Raw genomic sequence first — 25,258 nt, 5'->3', positions numbered from 1 at the left:
CCGTCAGGCCGTCAGGCGGGCGATCGCCTCGTCGACCGTGAGCTCCTCGCGCTCGCCCGTGCGGCGGTCCTTCAGCTCCACGACGCCCTCGCCGGAGCGGCGGCCCGCGACCAGGATCTTCGGGACGCCGATGAGCTCCGCGTCGGTGAACTTGACGCCCGGGGAGACGCCCGCGCGGTCGTCGACCAGGACGCGGAGGCCGGCGGCGGCCAGCTTGTCGGAGACCTCCAGGGCCAGCTCGGTCTGGAGGGCCTTGCCGGCGGCGACGACGTGGACGTCGGCCGGGGCGACCTCGGCGGACCAGCACAGGCCCTTCTCGTCGGCGGTCTGCTCGGCGAGCGCGGCCACGGCGCGCGTGACGCCGATGCCGTACGAGCCCATGGTCACGCGGACCGGCTTGCCGTTCTGGCCGAGGACGTCGAGCTTGAGGGCGTCGGCGTACTTGCGGCCCAGCTGGAAGATGTGGCCGATCTCGATGGCGCGGTCCAGCGTCAGGCCGGTGCCGCACTTCGGGCACGGGTCGCCCTCCTGGACGACCACGACGTCGACGTACTCGTCGACCTCGAAGTCACGGCCCGCGACGACGTTCTTCGCGTGCATGCCGTCCTTGTTGGCGCCGGTGATCCACGCCGTGCCCGGCGCCACGCGCGGGTCGGCGATGTACCGCACCTTCTCCAGGCCCTGCGGACCGACGTAGCCGCGCACGAGGTCCGCGCGCTCGGCGAAGTCGGTCTCGGTGACCATCTCGACGGTCGCCGGGGCGAAGTGCTCCTCGACCTTGCCCAGGTCGACCTCGCGGTCGCCGGGGACGCCCACGGCGACGACCTCGCCGTCGACCTTGACCAGGAGGTTCTTGAGCGTGGCGGAGGCCGGCACGCCGAGCGAGGCGGCGAGCGTCTCGATGGTCGGGGTGTCGGGGGTGGGGATCTCCTCGGCGGCCGGGACGGCGGAGCCGTCGACCGGCGCGAGCTCGTAGGAGACGGCCTCGGTGTTGGCCGCGAAGTCGCAGTTCGGGCAGTCGGCGAAGGTGTCCTCGCCGGCCTCGGCCGGGGCCAGGAACTCCTCGGACTTCGAGCCGCCCATCGCGCCGGCGGTCGCGGCGACGATGCGGTAGTCGAGGCCGAGGCGCTCGAAGACCCGCTGGTAGGCCTGGCGGTGCAGGGCGTAGGACTGGGCGAGGCCCTCGTCCTCGGTGTCGAAGGAGTACGAGTCCTTCATCAGGAACTCGCGGCCGCGCAGGATGCCGGCGCGGGGGCGGGCCTCGTCGCGGAACTTGTTCTGGATCTGGTACAGGATGACCGGCAGGTCCTTGTAGGACGAACACTGGTCCTTCACCAGGAGGGTGAAGATCTCCTCGTGGGTCGGGCCGAGGAGGTAGTCGGCGCCCTTGCGGTCCTGGAGCCGGAAGAGCTCGGCGCCGTACTCGTCCCAGCGGCCGGTCGCCTCGTAGGGCTCACGGGGCAGCAGCGCCGGCAGGGTGACCTCCTGCGCGCCGATGGCGTCCATCTCCTCGCGGACGATGCGCTCGACGTTGGTGAGGACCTTCTTGCCGAGGGGCAGCCAGCTCCAGATGCCGGCGGCGGTGCGGCGGACGTAGCCGGCGCGGACGAGGAGCTTGTGGCTGAGGACCTCGGCGTCCGCCGGGTCGTCGCGCAGCGTCTTCGCCATCAACTTCGACATGCGCTGGACCGGAACGTTGGCCATGGTTCTCGTACTCCTGCCGGGGGAAGGGTGATGCCCCGAGGTTAGCCGGGCCGCCCGCGTCGGAGAAATCAGTTCCCGCGCCGCAGCGGCAGCGGGGCGCCCATGACGGCGTACGGGCGGGCGGCGCTCGGGAAGTGCACCTGGCGGGCGAGGTCGTCGTACCCGAGGGCGCGGTAGAGACCGCGGGCCGGGGAATCGGTGTCGATGGCGGAGAGGATCGAGCGCGACTCGTCGGCCTTGTCGGTGATCGTGGTGATCAGCTCGCTGCCCACGCCCCGCCCCTGGAAGTCGGGGTGGACGTGGAGTTCGGTGATGACGAAGGAGCCGTCGAGCCAGTCGGCGGTGCCGGTGGCGCGCAGGTACGGCTCCACGACGGTGGACCACCAGTGCGTACGGTCGTTGGGCATGCCGTACACGAAGCCGACGAGCCGCCCGTCGGGGGTGGTGGCGCCGTAGGCGCACGCGCCGGGGCTCATGAGGTGGCGCAGGACGATGTGGCGGCGCACGGCGACCTCGTCCTGGTCCAGGCCGAAGGCGACCGCCTGCACGGCGAGGGCCTCGTCCACCCGGGCGGCGAGATTGACCGGTCCGATCACGACGTCTGCGTCATCCATGCGGCGCACCCTACAAGCGGCCGGGGTCTCAGAACAGCACGCTCATGAAGGCGCCGGTCTCCCGGAAGCCGACACGGCGGTACGAGGCCCTGGCGGGGGTGTTGTAGTCGTTGACGTACAGGCTGACCACGGGGGCGACATCGGCGAGGGCGTACTGGAGGACGGCGGCCATGCCCGTCTCCGACAGGCCCTTGCCGCGGTGCTCGGGGGCGACCCAGACGCCCTGGATCTGGCAGGCCTGGCGGGTCGCGGCGCCGATCTCCGCCTTGAAGACGACCTTGCCGTCCTCGATCCGGGCGAAGGAGCGGCCCGCGCCGACGAGCTCGGCGACCCGGGCCTGGTAGAGCAGTCCGCCGTCGTTCGCGAGCGGGGAGACGCCGACCTCCTCCGTGAACATGGCGACGCAGGCGGGCATGATCGCGTCCAGCTCGTTCTTCCGGACGCGGCGGACCAGCGGATCGGGGGCGACCGTGGTCGAGGGCTCCTCGGCGATCATCAGCGGCTGGCGGGCGCGGACGTCCCTCGCCGGGCCCCAGCTGGGCTCCAGGAGCCGCCACAGGTCGGTGGTGGGCTCGACGGGGCCGACGATCGAGGAGCAGCGGCGGCCGATCCTGCGGGCCCGGTCGGCGAAGGCGCGGACGGCCGCGGGCGTGGCGCAGATGGGGACGAGGTTGGCGCCGGAGTAGCAGAGCGAGCGCAGTCGTCCCTCGGTGTACCAGCCCCACATCTCGCCGCCCAGCCGCCAGGGATCGAGCCCGGCGACCTGGACGCGGGCGGTCACGAAGGCGTTCTCGACGGGGGCGCTCTCCAGGACGGCCAGGGCGGCGCCGAGGTCGGCGGGTTCGAGGACCCGGGTGGTGGTCTCTGTCAGCACGAGGGGGCCTCACGGTACGGATCTGCTGGTCTCCGCACTTTACCGTTCCAGCTGAGTGACCACGAGTGAGTCTTGTACCCACACCTGGTCGCTGCGGACATCCCGAACGGTTTTGGATGTCCGACTGGTTGCCCGCGTTCCGGTGTTTCCCGTTCGGCGGCGTGCATCGTGTGCACGTTCCGTGACGGGTGGGCGGGTTTCCTCGCGCTCTCGCGTCTCCGGTCCGGCCTGGGCGGTCCGATGCCCCGCAGCATCACTCCGGTGCTGCGGGGGCGGTGCCGTCCGTCGCCGGATCGGATATCCGAGGGCGCGTCGCCCGATCGCGACGCTCGCGGCGTCGTGACGGGACATCTCGCGTCGCGGGGTGGCCAGCGGCCTCTGCCAGTGCCGGCCACCCCACTGGGAGGTGTAAGCCGGATCGACCGCGACGATCGCTCCCGGACGTGAGCTGCTTGAGCCGGTCGCGGACCGCCACACCCGACGGACCGGGGGCGACGAACGGCGCATCGATCACACGCAGTCGTAGCTTCGAGTTCCCGTGCACCACTCACCCCCTCCGCGACCAACACCCCGAACCTACCCACCGCCACCGACAACCCGACCCCCACACCCCCCCTGTGGTCTGTGGCGGGGCCCGTGACGCACACGAAACCCCTCCACCCGGTGGGGTGGAGGGGTTTCGTGAAGAATCCGCGTGATCAGCCCGCGATGGCGACTGACGGCTCGCCGCTGGCGACCCCGTCCTTCTCCATCTGCTCGGCGATCTTGAGCGCCTCTTCGATGAGGGTCTCGACGATCTTCGACTCGGGGACGGTCTTGATGACCTCGCCCTTCACGAAGATCTGGCCCTTGCCGTTGCCGGAGGCGACGCCGAGGTCGGCCTCACGGGCCTCGCCGGGGCCGTTGACGACGCAGCCCATGACGGCGACGCGCAGCGGGACGGTCATGCCGTCGAGGCCGGCGGTGACCTCCTCCGCGAGCTTGTAGACGTCGACCTGGGCGCGGCCGCAGGACGGGCAGGAGACGATCTCCAGGCGGCGCTGGCGCAGGTTCAGCGACTCCAGGATCTGGATGCCGACCTTGATCTCCTCGACAGGGGGCGCGGAGAGCGAGACGCGGATGGTGTCGCCGATGCCCTGGGCGAGGAGCGCGCCGAAGGCGACGGCGGACTTGATGGTGCCCTGGAAGGCCGGGCCCGCCTCGGTGACGCCGAGGTGCAGCGGGTAGTCGGACTGGGCGGCGAGCTGGCGGTAGGCCTCGACCATGACCACCGGGTCGTTGTGCTTGACCGAGATCTTGATGTCGCGGAAGCCGTGCTCCTCGAAGAGGCCGGCCTCCCAGAGGGCGGACTCGACGAGCGCCTCGGGGGTGGCCTTGCCGTACTTCTTCAGGAGCCGCGCGTCGAGCGAACCGGCGTTGACGCCGATCCGGATCGGGGTGCCGGCGTCGCCGGCCGCCTTGGCGATCTCCTTGACCTTGTCGTCGAACTGCTTGATGTTGCCCGGGTTGACGCGGACGGCCGCGCAGCCCGCGTCGATCGCGGCGAAGACGTACTTCGGCTGGAAGTGGATGTCGGCGATGACCGGGATCGACGACTTCCGGGCGATCGTGGCGAGCGCGTCGGCGTCGTCCTGCGTCGGGCAGGCCACGCGCACGATCTGGCAGCCGGAGGCGGTCAGCTCGGCGATCTGCTGGAGCGTGGCGCCGATGTCGGAGGTGCGGGTCGTCGTCATCGACTGCACGGAGACGGGGGCGTCACCGCCGACGGCCACGCTTCCGACCTGGATCTGGCGGCTCTTGCGCCGCTCGGCGAGCCGGGTCGGGACGGTCGGGATACCGAGAGAAATCGCGGTCATCTTCTGTGCAACCTCAAGGTTGTGCGTCGGCGGTCTCAGGTCTCCGAGGTTACCGCCCCGGGGGCGGGGGGCCCGACACCGTGGTGTCCGGCCCCCCTGGGAGTTACGTGATCCTCACCGGGTTGACGATGTCGGCGGCGAGGACGAGCAGGGTGAAGCAGACGAAGACGCCGGCCACGACGTAGGCGGCGGGCATCAGCTTGGCCACGTCGAACGGACCCGGGTCGGGGCGCCGGAAGATCCGGGCCGTGTGGCGGCGTACGGACTCCCAGAGGGCGCCCGCGATGTGGCCGCCGTCGAGCGGCAGCAGCGGAAGCATGTTGAACAGGAACAACGAGACGTTGAACATGACCAGGAGGTCCATGAACATGACGAGGATCGTCGTCGGCGGCGCCTCGATGTTCATGAGTTCGCCGGTGATCCGGGCGGCGCCGAGCACGCCCACCGGCGAGTCGTCGGCGCGCTCCCCGTCGCCGAAGGTGGCGTCCCAGAGGCCGGGGATCTTGCCCGGGAGGGCGATGACCGAGTGGACGCTGCTCTCCAGGCGGTCGGTCATGCGTTCGGTGGTCTCGCCGAAGGTGAGGGGCGCGACCTCGGACTTGGAGGCGAAGCCGAGGTAGCCGGCGTCGATGTACGTCAGGGGCTGGACGACCTGGCCGTCCTCGTCCTTCTTCGGGACCTTGTTGGAGACGAGCGTGGGGTGCAGCTCGACGCGCTGTCCGGCCCGCTCGACGGTGATCGTCGCGGGGCCGATGGTCTCCCGGATGCGGTCGGAGAGGGCGTCCCAGTCGTTCACCGGCGTGCCGTTGAAGGCGACGATCTTGTCGCCGTCCTTCAGGCCGGCCTTGAAGGCCGGGGAGACGGGGTCGCCCGTCGCGCACTTCTCGCGCTTCTCGCTCTGCTTGATGACGCACTTCTGGACCCCGGCGACCTCGGTCGTCTGGCCCGCGATGCCCAGCGTCATCATCGAGCCGAAGAACAGCGCGAGGGCCAGGACCAGGTTCATGAACGGTCCGGCGAACATCACGATCACGCGCTTCCACGGCTTGCGCGTGTAGAAGAGCCGGGTCTCGTCGCCGTGCTGGAGTTCCTCGTACGAGGCCTCGCGGGCGTCCTCGATCATCGAGCGCCACGGCGAGGTCGAGCGGGCCTCGATCTTGCCGTCCTCGCCCGGCGGGAACATGCCGATCATGCGGATGTAGCCGCCGGCGGGGATGGCCTTGATGCCGTACTCGGTCTCGCCCCGCTTCTTCGACCAGATCGTGGGGCCGAAGCCGACCATGTACTGCGGCACGCGGATGCCGAAGAGCTTGGCGGTGGAGAGATGGCCCAGCTCGTGCCACGCGATCGAGACCAGCAGGCCGAGGGCGAACAGCACGATGCCCAGGGCGTACAGGAGTACTTCGGTCATGCGCGCGCCTCCGCCGTTGCCTTCGCCGCCAGCTCACGGGCCCGGGCCCGCGCCCAGGTCTCCGCTTCGAGGACGTCCGGGACGGTGAGGGAGGTTCCCGTACCGGGAACGCCGTGCTCCGCGACGACCGCTGTGACCGTATCCATGATTCCGTTGAACGGCAGCCGCCCGGCGAGAAACGCCTCGACGCACTCCTCGTTCGCCGCGTTGAAGACGGCGGGGGCCGTGCCGCCCAGTTCGCCGACGTGCCGGGCCAGGCCGACCGACGGGAAGGCCTCGGTGTCGAGCGGGAAGAACTCCCAGGTGGAGGCCTTGGTCCAGTCGAAGGCCGGGGCCGCGTCCGGGACGCGCTCGGGCCAGCCGATGCCGATGGCGATGGGGCCGCGCATGTCGGGCGGGGTCGCCTGGGCGAGCGTCGAGCCGTCCGTGAACTCCACCATCGAGTGGACGTACGACTGGGGGTGCACGACGACCTCGATGCGGTCGAAGGGGATGTCGTACAGCAGGTGCGCCTCGATGACCTCCAGGCCCTTGTTCACCAGGGTGGCGCTGTTCACCGTGATCACCGGGCCCATGGCCCAGGTCGGGTGGGCGAGCGCGTCCTCGCGGGTGACGTCGGCCAGCTGCTCGCGCGTACGGCCGCGGAAGGGGCCGCCGGAGGCCGTGACGACCAGCTTGCGGACGTCGGCGCGGGTGCCGGCGGCGAGCGCCTGGAAGAGGGCCGCGTGCTCCGAGTCGACCGGGATGATCTGACCCGGCTTCGCGAGCGCCTTGACCAGCGGGCCGCCGACGATCAGCGACTCCTTGTTGGCGAGGGCGAGGGTGCGGCCCGCTTCGAGGGCGGCGAGCGTGGGCGCGAGGCCGATGGAGCCGGTGATGCCGTTGAGCACGGTGTGGCACGGGGAGGCGGCCAGCTGGGTGGCCGCGTCCGGCCCGGCCAGGAGCTCGGGCAGGGGCTCGGAGCCGTACAGCGCCTTCAGCGCCTCGCGCAGCTCGGGCAGCACCTCCTCGCGGGCGACCGCGACCGCGGCGACCTTCAGCCGGTGCGCCTGCTCCGCGAGCAGTGCGACCCGGCCGCCGGAGGCGGCCAGGGCGGTGACCCGGAAGCGGTCGGGGTTGCGCAGCACCAGGTCGATGGCCTGGGTGCCGATGGACCCGGTCGAGCCGAGGACGACGATGTCCCGGCGTCCTGCGTCCACATCCACGGGGGAGAAGACGCTATGGGGATCGGCGAGAGGAGAGGGGCGGTCGCTCATGCCCCCCATTCTTGCCGCAAACGCTGTGCGGACTTCACGGGGTGTGGACAAACGCGTCGAAGACCCGGTGGAAGTCGGGGAACGTCTTCTTCACACAGCCGGGATCGTCGAAGGTGATCCCGGGCGCGCGCAGGGCGGTGACGGCGAAGGACATGACGATCCGGTGGTCGCCGTGGGTGGCGATCTCGACGGGTCCTGCGGGGGTGCCGGGGTGGATCTCGATCCAGTCGGGGCCGGTGCGGACGGTGATGCCGAGGCGGCGCAGGTTCTCGGCGCAGGCGTCGAGGCGGTCGCACTCCTTGACCCGGGTGTTGGCGACGTCCTCGATGCGGACGGGGCCGTCGGCGAAGGGCGCGAGCGCGGCGAGGGTCGGCATGGTGTCGGAGATGTCCCGCATGTTGACGGTGAGTCCGCGCAGGGTGCCGGTGGAGCGGACGGTCGTGCCGGTGTCGGTGATCTCGACGTCGGCGCCCATGCGGCGCAGGACGTCGACGAAGGCCAGGTCGCCCTGGAGGGCGCCGGTGCCGAGGCCGGGGACGGTGACGGAGCGGCCCGGTTCGAGGGCGGCCGCGGCGAAGAAGTAGCTTGCGGTGGAGGCGTCGGGCTCGATGCCGTACGTCCTCGCCCGGTAGCCGGTGGGGGCGACCCGGTACGTACGGCCGTCCTGGGCGACCTCGGCCCCGAAGGCCCGCATCATCGCGAGGGTGATCTCGACGTACGGCTCCGAGACCAGGTCGGTGACGGTGATGTCGAGGCCCTCGGCGGTGAGCGGGCCCAGCATGAGCAGGGCCGTCAGGTACTGGGAGGACTGCCCGGCGTCGAGGGTGAGCGCACCGCCCTTCACGCCGTGGGCGTGGACGGCGAGCGGGTGGTGGCCCTCCTTCTCGCCGTGCTGGAGGTCGACGCCGAGGGTCCGCAAGGCCTCCGTCAGGGGCGCGAGGGGGCGCCGCCGCATCTGGGCGGAGGCGTCGAAGCGGTACGTGCCGCGGCCCGCGGCGACGAGGGTGGGCAGGAAGCGGGCGGTCGTGGCGCCGTCGCGGCAGTAGACCTCGGCCGTGTCCGCGCCGGGGCCGTCGGGCCGGCCCTCGATGTGCCAGGCGCCGGGCTCGCGGCGGACCTCGTAGCCGAGGGCGGTGAGGCCTTCGGCGAAGCCCTCGGTGTCGTCGGAGACGAGCGGCCTGAGGAGGGTGGTGGTGCCCTCCGCGGCGGCGGCGAGGAAGAGCGCGCGGGCGGTGACGGACTTGGAGCCGGGGATGTCGATGACGGTCACGGGCGTCATCCTGCCGTGTGGGCGGGGCGGGCGGCCCCGCGTTCCGCATGGCGGAACGGGGGCGGTCACCGGGCGGTCGCCTCAGGGGATCCTGCGGTGGACGTTCTCCTCGGTCGACGGCCCCGGGGTGGCGTCCGCGATCCACGGACCGTCGTCGCCGGGGTCGACGATGCCGGCCTCCAGCCAGGTGTAGCGGCCGTCGAGGACGCCCTCGACGATCCGCCGGTCGAGGTCGTCGGTGTTGGACCAGAGGCGGCCGAAGAGCTCCTCGGTCCGTAGCCGGGACTGGCGGCAGAAGGTGTCCGCGAGCTCGTGCGCCTCCCGGCCGTGGTCGCCGGTGGTGCGGAGGAGTTCGGCCCGTACGCAGGCGGCGCTCATCGCGAAGAGTTCGGCGCCGATGTCGACGATCCGCCCGAGGAAGGCCTGCTTGAGCTCCATGCGGCCCTGCCAGCGGGACATCGCGTAGAAGGTCGAGCGGGCGAGCTTGCGGGAGGTCCGCTCGACGTACCGGAGGTGACCGGCGAGGTCGCCGAACTCCCCGTACGCCCGCGGCAGTTGCCCCGGGCCGGCGACGAGTCCTGGCAGCCAGCGGGCATAGAAGCCGCCGGCCCGGGCACCGGCCCGCGCCTTGTCGGCGAGCGACTTCCCGGGGTCGATGAGGTCGCCGGCGACGGAGAGGTGGGCGTCGACGGCCTCGCGCGCGATCAGCAGGTGCATGATCTCGGTCGAGCCCTCGAAGATCCGGTTGATCCGCAGGTCGCGCAGGACCTGTTCGGCGGGGACCGCGCGCTCGCCGCGGGCGGCGAGGGAGTCGGCGGTCTCGTAGCCGCGGCCGCCGCGGATCTGGACCAGTTCGTCGGCGATCAGCCAGGCCATCTCGGAGGCGTACAGCTTGGCGAGGGCGGCCTCGATGCGGATGTCGTTGCGGTCCTCGTCGGCCAGCTGCGAGGCGAGGTCGACGACGGCCTCCAGGGCGAAGGTGGTGGCCGCGATGAAGGAGATCTTGGTGCCGACGGCCTCGTGGCGGGCGACGGGGCCGCCCCACTGCTCGCGGACCCCCGACCATTCGCGGGCGATCTTCAGGCACCACTTGCCGGCGCCGGCGCACGCGGCGGGGAGCGAGAGGCGGCCGGTGTTGAGGGTGGTGAGGGCGATCTTGAGGCCGCTGCCCTCGGGGCCGATGCGGTTGCCGGCCGGGACGCGGACGCGGTGGAAGCGGGTGACGCCGTTCTCCAGGCCGCGCAGGCCCATGAAGGCGTTGCGGTGCTCGACGGTGATGCCGGGCGAGTCGGCCTCGACGACGAAGGCGGTGATGCCGCCGCGGTGGCCCTCGGAGGCGGGCACGCGGGCCATGACGACCAGCAGGTCGGCGACGACGCCGTTGGTGGTCCACAGCTTCACCCCGTCGAGGACGTACGTGCCGTCCCCGTCCCCGTCCCTCTCCCCGTCCTCCGGCACGGCGGTGGTGGCGAGGCGGGCCGGGTCGGAGCCGACGTCGGGCTCGGTGAGGAGGAAGGCGGAGAGGTCCGTACGGGCGAGGCGGGGCAGGAAGGCGTCCTTCTGTGCCTGCGTGCCGAAGAGCTTCAGCGGCTGCGGTACGCCGATCGACTGGTGCGCGGAGAGCAGGGCGCCGACGGCGGGGCTCGCGGAGCCGACGAGGGCCAGGGCGCGGTTGTAGTACAGCTGGGTGAGGCCGAGACCGCCGTACGCCGGGTCGATCTTCATCCCGAGCGCGCCGATCTCCTTGAGGCCGGTGATCGTCTCGTCCGGGATGCGGGCCTCGCGCTCGATGCGGGCGCCGTCGATCCGGGTCTCGCAGAACGTCCGGAGGGTCGCGAGGAAGGCCTCCCCGCGCCGGACGTCCTCGTCGGCGGGGAGCGGGTGGGGGTGGATGAGGTCCAGGCGGAACCGGCCGAGGAAGAGCTCCTTGGCGAAGCTCGGTTTGTGCCAGTGCTGCTCGCGCGCGGCCTCGGCGGTCTGCCGGGCCTCGTGTGCCGTGACCTTGGGCCGCTGGGTGGGAGCGGACATGGACACCTCCTCGGGCTGTCTGTCCGTCGTACCCGATTTCCGCGGGTTCGGAAAGACGAGCGGGCGCGTTCGAGCCGTGTCCTGCTGGCGAGACGCCCCGGCCGCCGGGGCGGGCGCCGCGTAGGGTCCCCGGCATGTCGCAGCCGATCAAGCTCATCATCCACATCAGCGCCCTGCCCGGGCGGGGCGCGGAGCAGGTCGCCGCCTTCGAGGCGCTGGCCCCTCTCGTACGGGCGGAGGAAGGCTGTCTGCGGTACGACCTCCACCGGGTGGCCGACGACCCCGACCGCTTCGTCCTGATCGAGCGCTGGGCCTCGGCCGAGGCGCTCGCCGCGCACGACGTCGCCCCGCACATGACGGCGGCGGACGCGACGAACAGGGCCTTCCGCGCGAAGCCCGCCGAGGTCGTCCGCCTCGTCGACGCGCCCGTGGCATGACGCAAGGGCACGACGAAAGGGCATGACGAAAGGGCATGACGAAAGACGGCCCGAGCCCCCGCACAGTGGGCTCGGGCCGCCTGGCCTCGTCGCGTACGGCCTACAGGGCTGTACGGCTCAGAGCGCGAGGCCCGTCAGGACCAGGACGCGCTCGTACGTGTAGTCGTCCATCGCGAACTTGACGCCCTCGCGGCCGACGCCGGAGCGCTTGGCGCCGCCGTACGGCATCTGGTCGGCGCGGTAGGAGGGGACGTCGCCGACGATCACGCCGCCGACCTCCAGCGCGCGGTGCGCGCGGAAGGCGGTCTGCAGGTCGCGCGTGAAGACGCCCGCCTGGAGGCCGAAGTCGGAGTCGTTGACCGCGGCGAAGGCCTCGGCCTCGCCGTCGACCTTGGCGATCGTGAGGACCGGGCCGAAGACCTCGGCGCGGGCGAGGGTGACGCCCCCGGGGAGCTCGGAGAGGACGGTCGGGGCGTAGGTGGCGCCCTCGCGCTTGCCGCCGGTGAGGAGCTTGGCGCCCGCGGCGACGGCCTCGTCCACCCAGGACTCGACGCGCTGCGCGGCGGCCTCGTCGACCAGCGGGCCGACGTCGGTGGCGGCGTCGGACGGGTCGCCGGTGACCTGGGCCTCGACGGCGGCGACGATCTTCGGCACCAGGCGGTCGTAGACCGAGGCGTCGGCGATCACGCGCTGCACGGAGATGCAGGACTGGCCGCCCTGGTAGTTGGAGAAGGTGGCGATTCGGCTCGCCGCCCAGTCCAGGTCGGCCTCGGAGGACCAGTCGGGCAGGACGACGGCGGCGGCGTTGCCGCCGAGCTCCAGGGTGCAGTGCTTGTGCGGCACCGACTCCTGGATGGCGTAGCCGACCTTGTCCGAGCCGGTGAAGGAGATGACCGGCAGGCGCTCGTCCTTGACGAGGGCGGGCATGCGGTCGTTCGGCACGGTCAGGATCGACCAGGAGCCGGCCGGCAGCTCGGTCTCGGCCAGGATCTCGCCCAGGATCAGGGAGGAGATCGGGGTCGACGGGGCCGGCTTGAGGATGATCGGGGCGCCGACGGCGATGGCCGGGGCGACCTTGTGGGCGCTGAGGTTCAGCGGGAAGTTGAACGGCGCGATGCCGAGGACGACGCCCTTGGGGATACGGCGGGTGAGGGCGAGGCGGCCCGCGCCGCCGGCCTCGGTGTCCAGGCGCTGGGCCTCGCCGGCGTTCCAGCGGCGGGCCTCCTCGGCGGCGAAACGGAAGACGGAGACGGCACGGCCGACCTCACCGCGGGCCCACTTGATGGGCTTGCCGTTCTCGGCGGAGATCAGCAGGGCGATCTCCTCGGTGCGCTCGGCGAGCCGCTTCGACACGTGGTCGAGGGCGGCGGCGCGGACGTGCGCCGGGGTCGCGGCGAACTCGTCGACGACGGCGTGCGCGGCGGCGACGGCCTCCTCGACCTGGGCCTCGGTGGGCACGCTGACCTTGCCGACCAGACGTCCGTCGAAGGAGTTCGTGACGTCGAAGGTGGCCTCGCCGGTGGCCTCGCGGCCGGCGAGCCAGAAGGCGTGGGTGGTCGTCATTGCGTCCCGGCCCTTTCCGTTTCGGTGGTGCGAGCGATCGCTCTCCTCACACGGTAGGGCCGGGGCGGCGGGGGCGGGCTTGTCCGGTATGGAGTAGTGGGGTGAAGGCTCTGTCCGCTTCGGCCGAAGAGCTTCCCCGCCCGCCCTTACCCGAGCGCTTCCTCAACCAGCCCGCCCTCACCCCGACCCTTGCTCACACCAGCCCGGCCTCACCCCGGCCTTCGCTCACCCCACCCCGCCCTCACCGGCGCCGTTCGGTCGAGACGATCAGCCAGACGCCGGCCACGACGATCGCGCCGCCGAGGAGGAGCGGCCAGGTGAGCGTCTCGTTCAGGACGAGGGCGCCGAGGGCGACGGCGACCACGGGATTGACGTACGCGTAGGTGGCGACCAGGGAGATCGGGGCGGCCTGGAGGAGCCAGGCGTACGCGGTGAAGGCGATCAGCGAGCCGAAGACGACCAGATAGGCGAGGGCGGCCCAGGAGCGGGTGGAGACCTCGGCGAGGTCGAAGCCGTGCTGCTCGCCGCGGATCAGGCCGACGGCGAGGCCCGCGAGACCGCCGGCGATCATCTCGTACGCGCTGGCGGTGAAGGGGTTGGCCGGCATCGGCAGGCGTGAGGAGGAGAAGGAGCCCACGGACCAGCAGAGGGTCGCGACGACGACGAGGAGGACGCCGCCGATCCGCACGTCGCCGCTGAGCCCGGGGAGGGTCAGGACGGCGAGGCCCGCGAGGCCGAGGAGCACGCCGGCGGTGCCGCCGAGGGTGGGCCGGTCGCCGGAGACGGCCTTGAGGACGACGACCCAGGCGGGGACGACGGCGATGAGGAGCGCGGCGAGGCCGGACGGTATGGAGGTCTCGGCGAGGACGACGAGGCCGTTGCCGCCGAGGATGAGGAGCAGGCCGACGAGGACGGCCGAGGCGAGCTGCCGGCGGGTCACCTTCAGGGCGGCGGGGCCCTGCCGCCAGGCGATGATCCCGGCCAGGAGCAGCCCGGCGGTGACGAAGCGGGCGCCGCCGGAGAGGAAGGGCGGCACCGTCTCCACGACGATCCGGATGCCGAGGTAGGTCGACCCCCAGACGACGTACACGATGCCGAGCGCGGCCCAGACGGCGCCGGTGATCCGGCGGGCCTGGGCGGTGGCGCCTACGCCGGCGGGGGTCGTACGGGGTTCGGGGGCGGTGGTCGGCTGCACCTCGGGGGCCGGATCGACGGCGGGGCTTGTCATGTGCAGGAGAGTAGGGAACTCAGGAGGTAAAGACCAAGAAATCTGCCCGCCTTCGGGCAGGAAACCCCGAATTTGGACGGATGGAACGGAGTAAGGGCCCCTCGGTACGGGGGTGACAGGATGGCCCCGACCGCGACAGCGAATGAGCGCATGGGGGAAGAACATGATCCTGATGGTCCTGATCGGCGTCCTGGTGCTCGCCGTCGGAGGGTGCGTCTGCGTCGTGTGGGCGTCCCGGGGCGGCCCGCCCTGGGTCCGCGCGGTGGCCAAGGTGACCCTGCTCGGCGGCGAGGTCGTCCGCGACCACCAGCGGCGGAGCCGTAAGCAGCAGGGCGACGGCGGCGCCACCGGCGAGTAGCGGGGCGTACGGGACACCGCCCTCAGGGCGTGTCCTCCCCCGTCGCCTTCAGCGCCAGCCACAGCTCCATCCGGACGTCCGCGTCGTCCAGCGAGCGGCCCAGGATCTCCTCCACGCGCCGCATCCGGTAGCGCAGGGTGTGTCGGTGGACGCCCAGGTCCGCCGCCGCCGCGTCCCACTGGCCGTGCCGGGAGAGCCACGCGCGCAGGGAGGCGACCAGATCGCCGCGGCCCGTCGCGTCGTGCTCCCGCAGCGCGCGGAGCATGCCGTCGGCGAAGGCCCGGACGGCGTCGTCGGCGAGGAGCGGCAGCACCGAACCGGCGGCCAGCTCCTCGTGCTCGACGAGCGCGCGGCCCCGCCGCCGGGCGACCGCGAGGGCCTGCTCCGCCTGCTTGTACGCGGCTGCCGCGGCGACCGGACCGGCGGGGGCGGAGAGCCCGACGACGACCCCGGCCTCCTCCGCCTCCCGCTCCGTGTACCCGTGGCACTCCGATACGACGGCTCCCCCGTCCCCGGCGAGGACGACGAGCCGCCCCTCGCTCTCCGGGACCGTGAGCACCGCCTCGCCGGCCCGGGCCGCGGCCGTCTCCAGGGTCTCGGCGAGGGCCGGCAGCGGGGCTTCCCCCGCCGGCTCGCCCCCGGCGGGCTCGGCGACGATCAGCCGGAAGGGGGCGTCGAGCAGCCCGCCGTACACGTCTCCCGCGACCGCGCGGGCGTGGTCCGGCTGCCCCGAGAGCAGCATCCGCAGGACGGCCGCGCCGAGCCGGTGTTCCGCGGCCTGGAGCGAGCGGGAACGTTCCGTCGTGAGGGTGAGCAGGGCGATCGCCGAGTGCACCGCATACCGCTCGGCCGTCCCGAGGGGCGCGCCCGTGCCGACCGCGAGCGCGCCCCGGACGCGCCGTCCGGTGCCGAGCGACTGGAGCTCGACGCGGTCGTCCGTACCGCCCACGACGGCGCTCGCGGGCGCGGGCCGGTCGCGCAGCCGTTCCACGTCGGGGGTGAGCCGGGCGGCCCGGCGGGCCGCCCACTCGGGCGAGACGGCGACGACCGTGCCGGAGGTGTCGTACAGCGCGGCCCAGCCGTCGACGTGCGCGGCGAGCCGGGCGACAACGGCTTCCGGGCCTTCGGCGAGCGCGGCGCGGGTCAGCTCGCGCTGGACCTCGAAACCGGCCGTGACGGCGCGGTACTGGTCGGCGGAGATGGCCGCCGAGACCGCCTTGCTGATCGCCAGGAACGGGGTCCTGCGCGGCACCTCCAGGAGGGGCAGGTGTTCCTCGCGCGCCGCGTCGAGCAGGGCCGACGGGATCTCGTCGTAGTTGACGCCGACGGCGAACCCCAGCCCGACGACACCCGCGCCGAGCAGCCGCCGCACGTAACGGCGCATCGCCTCCAGGTCCTCCGCGTCCAGCGTGAGCGCGGTGGTGAGCAGGAGCTCGCCGCCCTCCATGTACGGGACGGGGTCGGCCAGCTCGCTGACGTGGGCCCAGCGGACGGGGGTGTCGAGGCGGTCCTCACCCGCGCGGACGATCAGCTTGAGGGCGGAGTGCTGCACGAGCGAGGCGAGGGTGGGCGGCATTGGGGACCGTCGGACCTTTGGGCGAGGGGGGCGCCGCTCAGCCGAGCGGCGCCCCCGATTGTGCCAGGGCCTCAAGACCCCCGCTCAGCCGCGGAGCTCGACGAGGAGCGGTGGGGTGTGCTCGCCACGCACATGGGTGAGGGAGAGGACGGCGTGCCCGGGGGGCACGGCATGAGCGAGATCGGACGCGGACCACCGCTGCCGCTCGACCTCCCGGACGGTGACGGCCTCGGTGGTCACGGCCTTGCCCGTCGCCAGCTTGCGCAGGGCGTGGAACGCCCGGGTCATCGGCTGGTCGGCGAAGACGGTGTGGTGGGCCACCTCGGTCGTCTCCACCCGTTCGGTACCCCACGCCTCGGCGAAGGCGCGGCCGTCCCAGGTGGGGAGCCCGGCGAAGGCCATCCGGCAGCCGACGCCGGCGAGGAGCGGCCCGTGCAGCGCCTCGGGCACCTCCGCGAGGGTACGGAGGGCCAGGACGACGCCCGCGTTCTGCGGGCGCAGCCGCTGGAGGGCCCGCACGGTCCCCGGCGTGAGCGCGCCCGCCGCGTCGTCGAGCACCAGGCAGGCGAAGTGCCCGCTCCCGGCACGGTCCCGGGTCACCTGCTGGAACTGGGCGAGCAGCAGCCGGTTGAGCAGGCGCGCGGCTTCCTCGTGGCCGCCTTCCGGCAGGATGACCCGTACCCGCATCGGGTGCTGGGCGACGGCGCGGAGAGAGAACGGCCGCACGTCGCGGCCGCCGCCGAAGAACTCGGCGAAGGCGGGTCGGTCGAGGGCGGTGAGCCGGTCGGCGAGCACGGGGCCCACGTCGGTCGCGGTGCCGACCTGACGCATCCGGGATTCCAGCTCACGGCGCATCGCCTGCGCTCCGTCGGCCGGCAGCAGGTCGAGCAGCGCCCCCAGGACTTCGGGGCGGGCTTCGAGCAGTTCCCGCAGGACCGGGACGGTCGGGAAGCGCCCGTACGCGGCCCGGTAGGGGCCGATGAGCTGGGCGAGCACCGTGGCGGCGCGCCGGGTCTCCACGCCTTCCATGTCGCCGACGAGCCCTTCGGCGAGGAAACTGGCGGCCTCGTCCGGGTCGGTGGCCCCCGCGTACAGGTCCAGGTCGTACCGGGAAGAGGGGTCTCCGAGGCGGACCACGACGTCGTACGCCTCGTCGGGGCCGAGCGGCGCCCCGGCCGCACCGACGGCGACGACGGCGACGGCTCCGGTGAGCGCCTGGAGGGTGAGCGACTCGACGACGGGCGCGACGAGCGAGCGGGTCTTGCCCGCGCCTGAGGGGCCTACGGCGAGGAGGGAGGTGCCGAGGAGCCCGGGATCGAGCGCGAGACCGGCGCCGTGATAGGCGCGCGGGGTGCGCTCGGCGGCCGCCCAGCGGCCCACCCGGACCTGCCCCAGGAGCAGGTCGTGGGTAGCCGAACGGCTCGGCAGGTCACGGTCGCCCGACGGGTGTGCGACCGCGGCGGCGCCCTGGCGAAGGAGGGCGTCGACGAGGGCGGCGCGGCGTTTGGCGTCCTTGTCGCTGTTCTGCCACCCGCGGCGCACCCGTGCGCAGTCGACGTCGTTCATCCGCCCGGTGACCAGTTCGCCGGCGAGCAGGTCGGCGGCGCGGTGCTCGCCGGCGCCCCTGAGCTCGGGCCATTGGGAGCGGGGGGTTTCGGGGCCGGCCGGGGCGGTGGGGGCCGGGGCGCCGCCGGGAGCGGACCGGGCGCGCCATTGCCTGAAGAGACGCGGCCACTCGCCGACGCGGGCGAAAGGCCAGACGACCGCCACCGTGATCAGCGCGCGCATGGGGTAGACGAAGAGCGGCGACTTGGGTACGTCCCAGCCGCCCGTGACCAGGGCGGCGAGGCAGGCGAACGGGTCGACGACGGGCAGCGGGGGCCACCCGAGGCCGAGGGTCTCGGAAAAGACGAACGCCAGGACGATCAGGGCCCCCGTACCCGCGAGCGCGGCGCGCACGGGCGGGCGGCACCGGCTCAGGTAGTGGCGGGTGACATTGCCCCAGGAGCCGAGGGCGCCGATGCCCCATACCAGCGCGAGGAAGAGAGCGCCGTCGAAGACGCTGTGCGCCGCGACGCCCTCCCAGTCCTTCGGGGCGGTGGTGAGGGGATACCACCAGTCGTTCGGGGTGAGGGTCCGCAGCAGCACGTCCGCGTACGGGAGGGTGTTGCTCCGCCACGCCGACCAGATGACCAGTCCGACGGCCACCGGGATCAGCATCCCGATGAAGGTGACCGGTGCGAGCCGCGCGGGCGCCTCGGGCGGAGGTACGTGCCGGAAACGCCAGATGCCGAGTCCGGCCTTGGGGCGCGGGGCGTCGAGCCACTCGACAGCGGGCGAGGAGCCCGGCGCTCCTGTGGCCCCAGGAGCCTCGGACGGCGTGGGCGGGACGCTCGGCTGGGGCGGGACGCGGCCGGGGTCCGCCGTCCGGGCGGGGTCCGGCGGCGCGGCCGGATACGTGGGGGCGGCGGGACGCACCTCGTAGGCCGGGGGTGTCGGGGGGATCCGCGGGGCCGGCGAGGGCACCTGGTGGGCCGGGGCGCCCGGCGGTGGGCCCGCGGGGTGGGGTAGTGCGCCTTCCCTGGTGTCGCGTGACTCGTACGTGCCGTCGGTCTCCATGTACCCCTGCCCCCTGAACAGCCAGGTCGCCGCGTCTGTGCCTTCGTCAATCTAGTGGGCCGGGAGCGCCCCGGAGGGGTTTCGCCCACCCGTACGGGCGATCGCCGCCGAGCGGCGGGAACGGTCACCCTTGGAGGTGGAAGCGGAGCCGCCATGTCCATCCCGGACAACGGCACACCCGCGATCACTCCCGATCGGCGCATGCCGCACCCCCTCCCCCGCACCTAGCCTGCGGAGGAAACCCGCAAGTGCGTCCAGAACACCCCCAGGAGCCCCGCATGAACGCTGTCCCGCAGGAGCGGCGCGTCGTCACCGCCATCCCCGGTCCGAAGTCGCTGGAGCTTCAGGCCCGCCGTCTCGACACGGTCGCCGGTGGCGTCGGCTCGACGCTCCCCGTCTTCACCAAGCGGGCCGGTGGCGGCATCATCGAGGACGTCGACGGCAATCGCCTGATCGACTTCGGCTCCGGCATCGCCGTGACCTCCGTCGGCGCCTCCGCCGAGGCCGTCGTCCGCCGCGCCACCGCGCAGCTCCAGGACTTCACGCACACCTGCTTCATGGTGACGCCGTACGAGGGTTACGTGGAGGTCTGCGAGGCGCTCGCCGAGCTGACCCCGGGCGACCACGCCAAGAAGTCCGCGCTCTTCAACTCCGGCGCCGAGGCCGTCGAGAACGCGGTGAAGATCGCCCGCTCGTACACCAAGCGCCAGGCCGTCGTCGTCTTCGACCACGGCTACCACGGCCGTACGAACCTCACGATGGCGCTGACGTCGAAGAACATGCCGTACAAGCAGGGCTTCGGGCCGTTCGCCCCCGAGGTCTACCGCGTGCCGGTGGCCTACGGCTACCGCTGGCTCACCGGTGCCGAGAACTGCGGCCCCGAGGCCGCCGCCCAGGCGATCGACCAGATCAGCAAGCAGATCGGCGCCGACAACGTCGCCGCGATCATCATCGAGCCGGTCCTCGGCGAGGGCGGCTTCATCGAGCCGGCGAAGGGCTTCCTGCCGGCGATCGTGAAGTTCGCCAACGACAACGGCATCGTTTTCGTGGCCGATGAGATCCAGTCCGGCTTCTGCCGTACCGGCCAGTGGTTCGCGTGTGAGGACGAGGGCATCGTCCCGGACCTCATCACCACCGCCAAGGGCATCGCGGGCGGTCTGCCGCTCGCCGCCGTCACCGGTCGCGCCGAGATCATGGACTCCGTCCACGGCGGCGGTCTGGGCGGCACCTACGGTGGCAACCCGGTCGCCTGCGCCGGTGCGCTCGGCTCCATCGAGACGATGAAGGAGCTCGACCTCAACGGCAAGGCGAAGCACATCGAGGAGGTCATGAAGGCCCGCCTCACCGCCATGCAGGAGAAGTTCCCGATCATCGGCGACATCCGCGGCCGCGGCGCCATGATCGCCATCGAGCTCGTCAAGGACCCGGCGACCAAGGAGCCGTTCGCGGAGGCCGCGGGCGCCCTGGCGAAGGCCTGCCACGCCGAGGGCGTGCTGGTCCTGACCTGTGGCACCTACGGCAACGTGCTGCGCTTCCTGCCGCCGCTGGTCATCGGCGAGGACCTCCTGAACGAGGGCCTCGACATCATCGAGAACGCGTTCGCACAGATCTGAGCGGAGCGGGCCCGGCGGGCCCGGTTCTCACACACGGTGTGAAGACTCTGTGGGGGGCCGATGGCGGGATGCCCTTCCCGCTGTCGGCCCCCTCTTCTCTGGCGTACGGTTTCTGCAGATGAGAGAAACACCCCGGGCGGAGCCTCCCCAGCCCCGCCCACACCGCGCTTCGGCGCACACCGCTGGAGCCTCGTGCTCCGGGACTCCTCACCGATCGGATGGCCGCCCGCCCCACACCCCCCGGGGCGCGCGGCAGCCCGATCCCCTCGGCCGCCCTGGAACCACCCCCCCTGTTCCAGGGCGGCCGGCTCTCTTCTCGGCGCTCGTCGCCCTCGCCGTCGTGACCTGGCAGGTGCTCGTCCACGGCCCCTTGGCCAGGCTCGACGAGCGGGTGTCCCGCTCGCTGGTGGACTCGGTCCCCCGCTCCCTGAGCGAACTCGCCTCCGACCTCGGCAATATGACGGTCGCCCTGCCGGTCCTCGTCTGCGCGATGGCGTACGCGGTGTGGCGCGGCCGCCGGATCGCCGCCCTGTACGCGGGGCTCGCGATGGCCCTCGTACCGCTCCTGGTGATTCCGCTGAAGGAGTGGACGGCCCGGCCCGGTCCCCTGGAGCCGTGGGCTCAGGGCTACTACCCCTCCGGCCACACGGCCACCGCGTTGGTCGCCTACTTCGGCGCGGCCTTCCTCGTCTCGAACCGGCTGATCCCCGTCGCCGCCGTACTGACGGCGGTGACGGGGACCGGGCTGGTCCTGCGCGGCTACCACTGGCCCCTGGACGTGCTGGCCAGCCTGTGCCTGGGGGTGCTGATCCTGGCGGTCAGCTCCACGTGTACGCGTCGAAGTTCTTCGAGAACGCCCACTGGTTGTAGCGGTCCCAGTTGATCGACCAGGTCATCAGGCCGCGCAGCGTCGGCCAGGTGCCGTGGGTCTGGTAGGTGCCGCAGTCGGTCTTCCTCGTCAGGCAGTTGAGGGCCTTGTTCACCTCGGCCGGTGCCGTGTGGCCGTTGCCCGCCTGGGTGGAGGCCGGGAGGCCGATGGCGACCTGTTCGGGGCGGAGCGCCGGGAAGAAACGCTCGCTGTTGCCCGCGACCGGGAAGCCGGTGAGCAGCATGTCGGTCATGGCGATGTGGAAGTCGGCGCCGCCCATCGAGTGGTACTGGTTGTCCAGGCCCATGATGGAGCCCGAGTTGTAGTCCTGGACGTGGAGCAGCGTGAGGTCGTCGCGCAGGGCGTGGATGACCGGGAGGTAGGCGCCCGCGCGCGGGTCCTGGCCGCCCCAGGGGCCGGAGCCGTAGTACTGGTAGCCGAGCTGGACGAAGAAGGTCTCCGGGGCCATCGTCAGGACGAAGCCTGAGCCGTACTTGGCCTTGAGGGCCCTGACCGCCTGGATCAGGTTGACGATGACGGGGCTCGTCGGGTTCCGGAAGTCGGTGTCGCCGGTCTGGAGCGAGAGGGAGTGGCCCTCGAAGTCGATGTCGAGGCCGTCGAGGCCGTACTCGTCGATGATCTTCGAGACGGAGGAGACGAAGGTGTCGCGGGCGGCGGTGGTGGAGAGCTGGACCTGGCCGTTCTGGCCGCCGATGGAGATGAGCACCTTCTTGCCCGCGGCCTGCTTGGCCTTGATCGCCGTCTTGAAGTCCGCGACGGATTCGACGTTCGGGCATTCGGTGGCGGGGCAGAGGGAGAAGCGGATGTCGCCCGAGGTCACCGAGGTGGGTTCACCGAAGGCGAGGTTGATGACGTCCCAGGAGTCGGGGACGTCTGCCATGCGGGTGTAGCCGGAGCCGTTGGCGAAGCTGGCGTGCAGGTAGCCGACGAGGGCGTGCGCGGGCAGGCCGGGGTTGCCGCCCCCGCCGCCGCTGGTCGTCGTGGCGGTGACGGCGGCCGACTTCGGGGACTCGCCCGCGCTGTTCACCGCGGCGACCTGGAAGGTGTACGCGGTGGAGGCCGCGAGCCCGGTCGCGGTGGCCGAGGTCCCGGTGACCGTCTGGATCTTCGTGGTGCCCCGGTAGAGGTTGTACGAGGTGGCGCCGGAGACCGCGGTCCAGGTCAGCGGCACCGTGGTGGAGGTCGGGGAGCCCGCGGCGAGTCCGGTGGGGGCGGCCGGGAGCTGGACCGGGTCGCCGCCGGGGCCGAAGAGGGAGAGGTCGTCGGCCTGGTAGGCGGGGGTGCCGTACCAGCCGTGCGTGTAGAGCGTCACCGAGGTGGTCGAGGCGCCCGTCGTGAACCTGGTCGAGAGGCGCTGCCAGTCGGGGGCGGATCCCGTCCAGGTGGAGACGTCGGTGGTGCCGGTGCCGGAGGCGCCGAGGTAGACGTAACTGCCGCGGACCCAGCCGCTCAGCTCGTACGAGGAGTTGGGTTTGACGGTGACGGTCTGGGAGCACTTGGCGTTGTCGCTGCCGGCCGGGGTGGCCTGGAGCGCCTTCGTCCCGCCGTGTACGGGCGACGAGACGACAGCGCCGCTGCCTGCCGTGCAGTTCCAGCCGTCGAGGCCGGCCTCGAAGCCGCCGTTGCGGGCGAGTTCGGCGTCGGCGGCCAGCGCGGCCGCGGGGGTGAGTGCCATGAGTCCGCCGGCGGCGAGGACGCCCGCCAGCAGCAGGGTGAGGGGTCTGGTGCGGTCCACAACTGCCTCCGGGGGTGGGGGAATCGAGGTGGAGCGCGCCACAGCATGGTCCAGACCAATCAAGTGGTCAAGACCTCTGTCTCGTACGGGACTTGCCCGCGACTCGCGTCAGACGCCGGAAGCGCCCCCGTCACCCCTGGCCAGCCGGACCGCCGCCTCGTGCATCGCCAGCTCCAGGAGCGAGGTGTCGTTGAGGGTGCCCATCCCGTCCGGCGTCACCAGCCAGCGGACGCCACCGGTCGCCCGCCCCGGGTGCGGGACGACGATCCACGTGCCGGGGCCCGCGCTGCGCACCCCGGTGCCGAGCCAGCGGGCGGCGGTGCCCGGCGGGACGAAGAAGCCGACCCGGGCGTCGCCGAAGTCGGCGAGCACCGGTCCCGGCCGGTCCACCAGGCGACTCAGCACGTCGAGGGTGGGGTAGCCGAGGTCCCCCGGCAGGATCAGGACGTCCCAGCGCCTTCCGGCGGGCAGCAGCGCGACCCCGTGGGGGTTGCGCTCCCACTCCCACCGGCAGACGTCGGGATCCGGCGCCACCGATGCCAGCCACTCCACGGCACTCCTGGCGCCTGTGGCCCCCGTACCAGTCATCGCAACGGTCTCCTTCCGTGTGGACACGGTGTCCACCCGGAGAGAGCGGGGTCGACGTCTTCTCTTACGCGACTTCGGGGCATCAATAGGCAGTGATCTGGGTCACATGACGCGGGCCCGGTCGGGTGGACGGCGCCGGGACCGGGCGGCCGGCGGGAACGGCGAGGCGGGGCCACGGCGGACACCGTGACCCCGCCCCCGTACCGCGGCGAATGGGCGACTAGCTGTCGAAGCCGAGACCCAGCTTGTCCATCGTCTTCAGCCACAGGTTGCGCCGGCCGCCGTTCTCGTCGGCGCGGGCCATCGACCACTTGGTGATGCCGATGCCGGCCCAGGCGATCGGCTCGGGCGGGAAGGGCAGCGGCTTCGAGCGGACCATGTCCAGCTCGGTGCGCTCGGTGCGCTCCCCGGAGAGCAGGTCGAGCATGACGTCCCCGCCGAAGCGGGTCGCGCCGACACCGAGGCCGGTGAACCCGGCCGCGTACGCGACCTTGCCCTGGTACGCCGTACCGAAGAAGGCCGAGAAGCGCGAGCAGGTGTCGATCGCGCCGCCCCAGGCGTGGCTGAAGCGCAGGCCCTCCAGCTGCGGGAAGCAGCGGAAGAAGTGCTCGGCGAGCTTGAGGTAGGTCTCCGGGCGGTGGTCCATCTCGGCGTCGAGCTTGCCGCCGTAGGGGTAGATCGCGTCGTAGCCGCCCCACAGGATCCGGTTGTCGGCCGTGATCCGGAAGTAGTGGAACTGGTTGGCGGAGTCGCCCAGGCCCTGCCGGTTCCTCCAGCCGACGGAGGCGAGCTGCTCGGGGCTGAGCGGCTCGGTCATGAGGGCGTAGTCGTACACCGGGACGGTGTACGGCCGGACCCGCTTGACCAGCGACGGGAAGACGTTGGTGCCGAGCGCGACCCGGCGGGCGACGACCTTGCCGTACGGGGTGCGCACGCCCATGCCGGCGCCGACGGAGACCAGTTCGAGACCGGGGGTGTTCTCGAAGATCCGGACGCCCAGGTCGAGACAGGCCCGCTTCAGGCCCCAGGCCAGCTTGGCCGGGTTGAGCATGGCCACACCGCGGCGGTCCCAGAGGCCGCCGAGGAAGGTCGGCGAGTCGACCTCGGCCCGGACGGCGTCCCGGTCGAGGAGTTCGAGGCCGTCGGCGAGACCGAGCCGCTCGGTCTCCTCGTACATCTCGGTCAGTTCCTCGACCTGGTACGGCTCGGTGGCCACGTCGATCTCGCCGGTGCGCTCGAAGTCGCAGTCCAGGGAGTAGCGGGCGACCGCCTCCTCGATGCCGTCGAGGTTGCGCTCGCCGAGCTCCTCCAGCTTCGGCAGCTCGCCCGGCCAGCGGGCGAGTCCGTTGCCGAAGCCGTGGGTGAGGGAGGCGGCGCAGAAGCCTCCGTTGCGGCCCGAGGCGGCCCAGCCCACCTCGCGCCCTTCGATCAGTACGACGTCCCTGGAGGGTTCGCGCTCCTTGGCGAGGAGCGCGGTCCACAGTCCGCTGTAGCCGCCGCCGACGACGAGGAGATCGCACTTCTCGGTGCCGGTGAGGGCGGGCAGGGCTCCGGGCTTGCCCGGGTCTTCCAGCCAGAAGGGGACGGGCTGGGCGTCGGAGAGAGATTGTGCAGCGAGACGCATGGCAGCTGGGGCCAT

19 protein-coding genes are annotated in these 25,258 nt (G+C 72.3%); 4 read left to right on the top strand and 15 right to left on the bottom strand.

Translation table 11 applies throughout. The annotated features are described in order from the left end of the window. Positions 1-3: 3 nt before the first annotated feature. The 8 genes from ACFWWU_RS05860 to ACFWWU_RS05825 all read right to left on the bottom strand — a co-directional run bounded on the left by ACFWWU_RS05860 (position 4) and on the right by ACFWWU_RS05825 (position 11,013). Positions 4-1,704 carry a proline--tRNA ligase gene (locus ACFWWU_RS05860; protein ID WP_384139445.1) on the bottom strand — a complete coding sequence of 567 codons (1,701 nt, stop codon included), beginning with the start codon at positions 1,702-1,704 and terminating at the stop codon, positions 4-6. Between the two features lie 68 nt (positions 1,705-1,772). Continuing rightward, positions 1,773-2,318, bottom strand: a complete 546-nt coding sequence (locus ACFWWU_RS05855; protein ID WP_384139442.1) for a GNAT family N-acetyltransferase — start codon at positions 2,316-2,318, stop codon at positions 1,773-1,775. 28 nt (positions 2,319-2,346) lie between these two features. Then, positions 2,347-3,192, bottom strand: coding sequence for a GNAT family N-acetyltransferase (locus ACFWWU_RS05850; RefSeq protein WP_384139440.1), 846 nt, complete (start codon positions 3,190-3,192; stop codon positions 2,347-2,349). Between the two features lie 698 nt (positions 3,193-3,890). Beyond that, positions 3,891-5,048, bottom strand: a complete 1,158-nt coding sequence (ispG, locus tag ACFWWU_RS05845) for a flavodoxin-dependent (E)-4-hydroxy-3-methylbut-2-enyl-diphosphate synthase (RefSeq protein ID WP_384139437.1) — start codon at positions 5,046-5,048, stop codon at positions 3,891-3,893. A 103-nt stretch (positions 5,049-5,151) separates the two neighbouring features. After that, positions 5,152-6,459 carry a M50 family metallopeptidase gene (locus tag ACFWWU_RS05840; protein ID WP_384139434.1) on the bottom strand — a complete coding sequence of 436 codons (1,308 nt, stop codon included), beginning with the start codon at positions 6,457-6,459 and terminating at the stop codon, positions 5,152-5,154. Then, positions 6,456-7,715: a 1-deoxy-D-xylulose-5-phosphate reductoisomerase gene (gene dxr, locus ACFWWU_RS05835; RefSeq protein WP_384139431.1), complete on the bottom strand. Its 1,260-nt coding sequence runs from the start codon at positions 7,713-7,715 to the stop codon at positions 6,456-6,458. The genes ACFWWU_RS05840 and dxr overlap by 4 nt, the downstream gene beginning before the upstream one ends. A gap of 34 nt (positions 7,716-7,749) precedes the next feature. Then, the gene (gene aroA, locus ACFWWU_RS05830; RefSeq protein ID WP_384139428.1) at positions 7,750-8,985 is read right to left on the bottom strand and encodes a 3-phosphoshikimate 1-carboxyvinyltransferase; all 1,236 of its coding nucleotides are present in this window, start codon (positions 8,983-8,985) and stop codon (positions 7,750-7,752) included. Positions 8,986-9,066: 81 nt separating this feature from the next. Further along, a complete protein-coding gene (locus ACFWWU_RS05825) occupies positions 9,067-11,013 on the bottom strand; it encodes an acyl-CoA dehydrogenase family protein (RefSeq protein ID WP_384139425.1) in 1,947 nt (648 codons plus the stop codon). Between the two features lie 134 nt (positions 11,014-11,147). Here ACFWWU_RS05825 and ACFWWU_RS05820 point away from each other — a divergent pair, with 134 nt between their 5' ends. Further along, positions 11,148-11,450, top strand: a complete 303-nt coding sequence (locus tag ACFWWU_RS05820; protein WP_384139422.1) for a putative quinol monooxygenase — start codon at positions 11,148-11,150, stop codon at positions 11,448-11,450. A 117-nt stretch (positions 11,451-11,567) separates the two neighbouring features. Here ACFWWU_RS05820 and ACFWWU_RS05815 read toward each other — a convergent pair whose 3' ends face one another. After that, positions 11,568-13,013 (bottom strand): aldehyde dehydrogenase family protein, encoded by a 1,446-nt coding sequence (locus ACFWWU_RS05815; protein WP_384139420.1) that lies wholly within the window; start codon positions 13,011-13,013, stop codon positions 11,568-11,570. Between the two features lie 241 nt (positions 13,014-13,254). Further along, the gene (locus ACFWWU_RS05810; protein ID WP_384139417.1) at positions 13,255-14,241 is read right to left on the bottom strand and encodes an EamA family transporter; all 987 of its coding nucleotides are present in this window, start codon (positions 14,239-14,241) and stop codon (positions 13,255-13,257) included. Positions 14,242-14,383: 142 nt separating this feature from the next. Here ACFWWU_RS05810 and ACFWWU_RS05805 point away from each other — a divergent pair, with 142 nt between their 5' ends. After that, positions 14,384-14,599 (top strand): hypothetical protein, encoded by a 216-nt coding sequence (locus ACFWWU_RS05805; RefSeq protein WP_384139414.1) that lies wholly within the window; start codon positions 14,384-14,386, stop codon positions 14,597-14,599. Between the two features lie 22 nt (positions 14,600-14,621). Here the strand turns inward: ACFWWU_RS05805 and ACFWWU_RS05800 are convergent, their stop codons facing one another. Then, on the bottom strand, positions 14,622-16,175 hold the full coding sequence (locus ACFWWU_RS05800; protein ID WP_384139411.1) for a PucR family transcriptional regulator: 1,554 nt from the start codon (positions 16,173-16,175) through the stop codon (positions 14,622-14,624). An 84-nt stretch (positions 16,176-16,259) separates the two neighbouring features. Continuing rightward, a complete protein-coding gene (locus ACFWWU_RS05795) occupies positions 16,260-18,794 on the bottom strand; it encodes an ATP/GTP-binding protein (protein ID WP_384139408.1) in 2,535 nt (844 codons plus the stop codon). A 278-nt stretch (positions 18,795-19,072) separates the two neighbouring features. Between ACFWWU_RS05795 and gabT the strand changes: the two genes are divergently transcribed. Both gabT and ACFWWU_RS05785 read left to right on the top strand, forming a co-directional pair. Continuing rightward, positions 19,073-20,407, top strand: coding sequence for a 4-aminobutyrate--2-oxoglutarate transaminase (gene gabT / locus ACFWWU_RS05790; protein ID WP_384139406.1), 1,335 nt, complete (start codon positions 19,073-19,075; stop codon positions 20,405-20,407). Between the two features lie 118 nt (positions 20,408-20,525). Then, positions 20,526-21,290 (top strand): phosphatase PAP2 family protein, encoded by a 765-nt coding sequence (locus ACFWWU_RS05785; protein ID WP_384139403.1) that lies wholly within the window; start codon positions 20,526-20,528, stop codon positions 21,288-21,290. On the opposite strand, the gene ACFWWU_RS05780 is transcribed toward ACFWWU_RS05785, so the two are convergent. The 3 genes from ACFWWU_RS05780 to ACFWWU_RS05770 form a co-directional block, all read right to left on the bottom strand. Beyond that, positions 21,226-22,971, bottom strand: a complete 1,746-nt coding sequence (locus ACFWWU_RS05780) for a chitinase (RefSeq protein WP_384139594.1) — start codon at positions 22,969-22,971, stop codon at positions 21,226-21,228. The genes ACFWWU_RS05785 and ACFWWU_RS05780 overlap by 65 nt on opposite strands. A 168-nt stretch (positions 22,972-23,139) precedes the next feature. After that, a complete protein-coding gene (locus ACFWWU_RS05775; RefSeq protein WP_384139400.1) occupies positions 23,140-23,619 on the bottom strand; it encodes a hypothetical protein in 480 nt (159 codons plus the stop codon). 220 nt (positions 23,620-23,839) lie between these two features. After that, positions 23,840-25,258, bottom strand: a complete 1,419-nt coding sequence (locus ACFWWU_RS05770) for an NAD(P)/FAD-dependent oxidoreductase (RefSeq protein ID WP_384139398.1) — start codon at positions 25,256-25,258, stop codon at positions 23,840-23,842.

This window comes from Streptomyces sp. NPDC058650 (genome assembly GCF_042717315.1).
Lineage (GTDB): Bacteria > Actinomycetota > Actinomycetes > Streptomycetales > Streptomycetaceae > Streptomyces.
The sequence above is the reverse complement of the archived record's forward strand: the minus strand, read 5'-3'. Positions and strand labels throughout refer to the sequence as shown.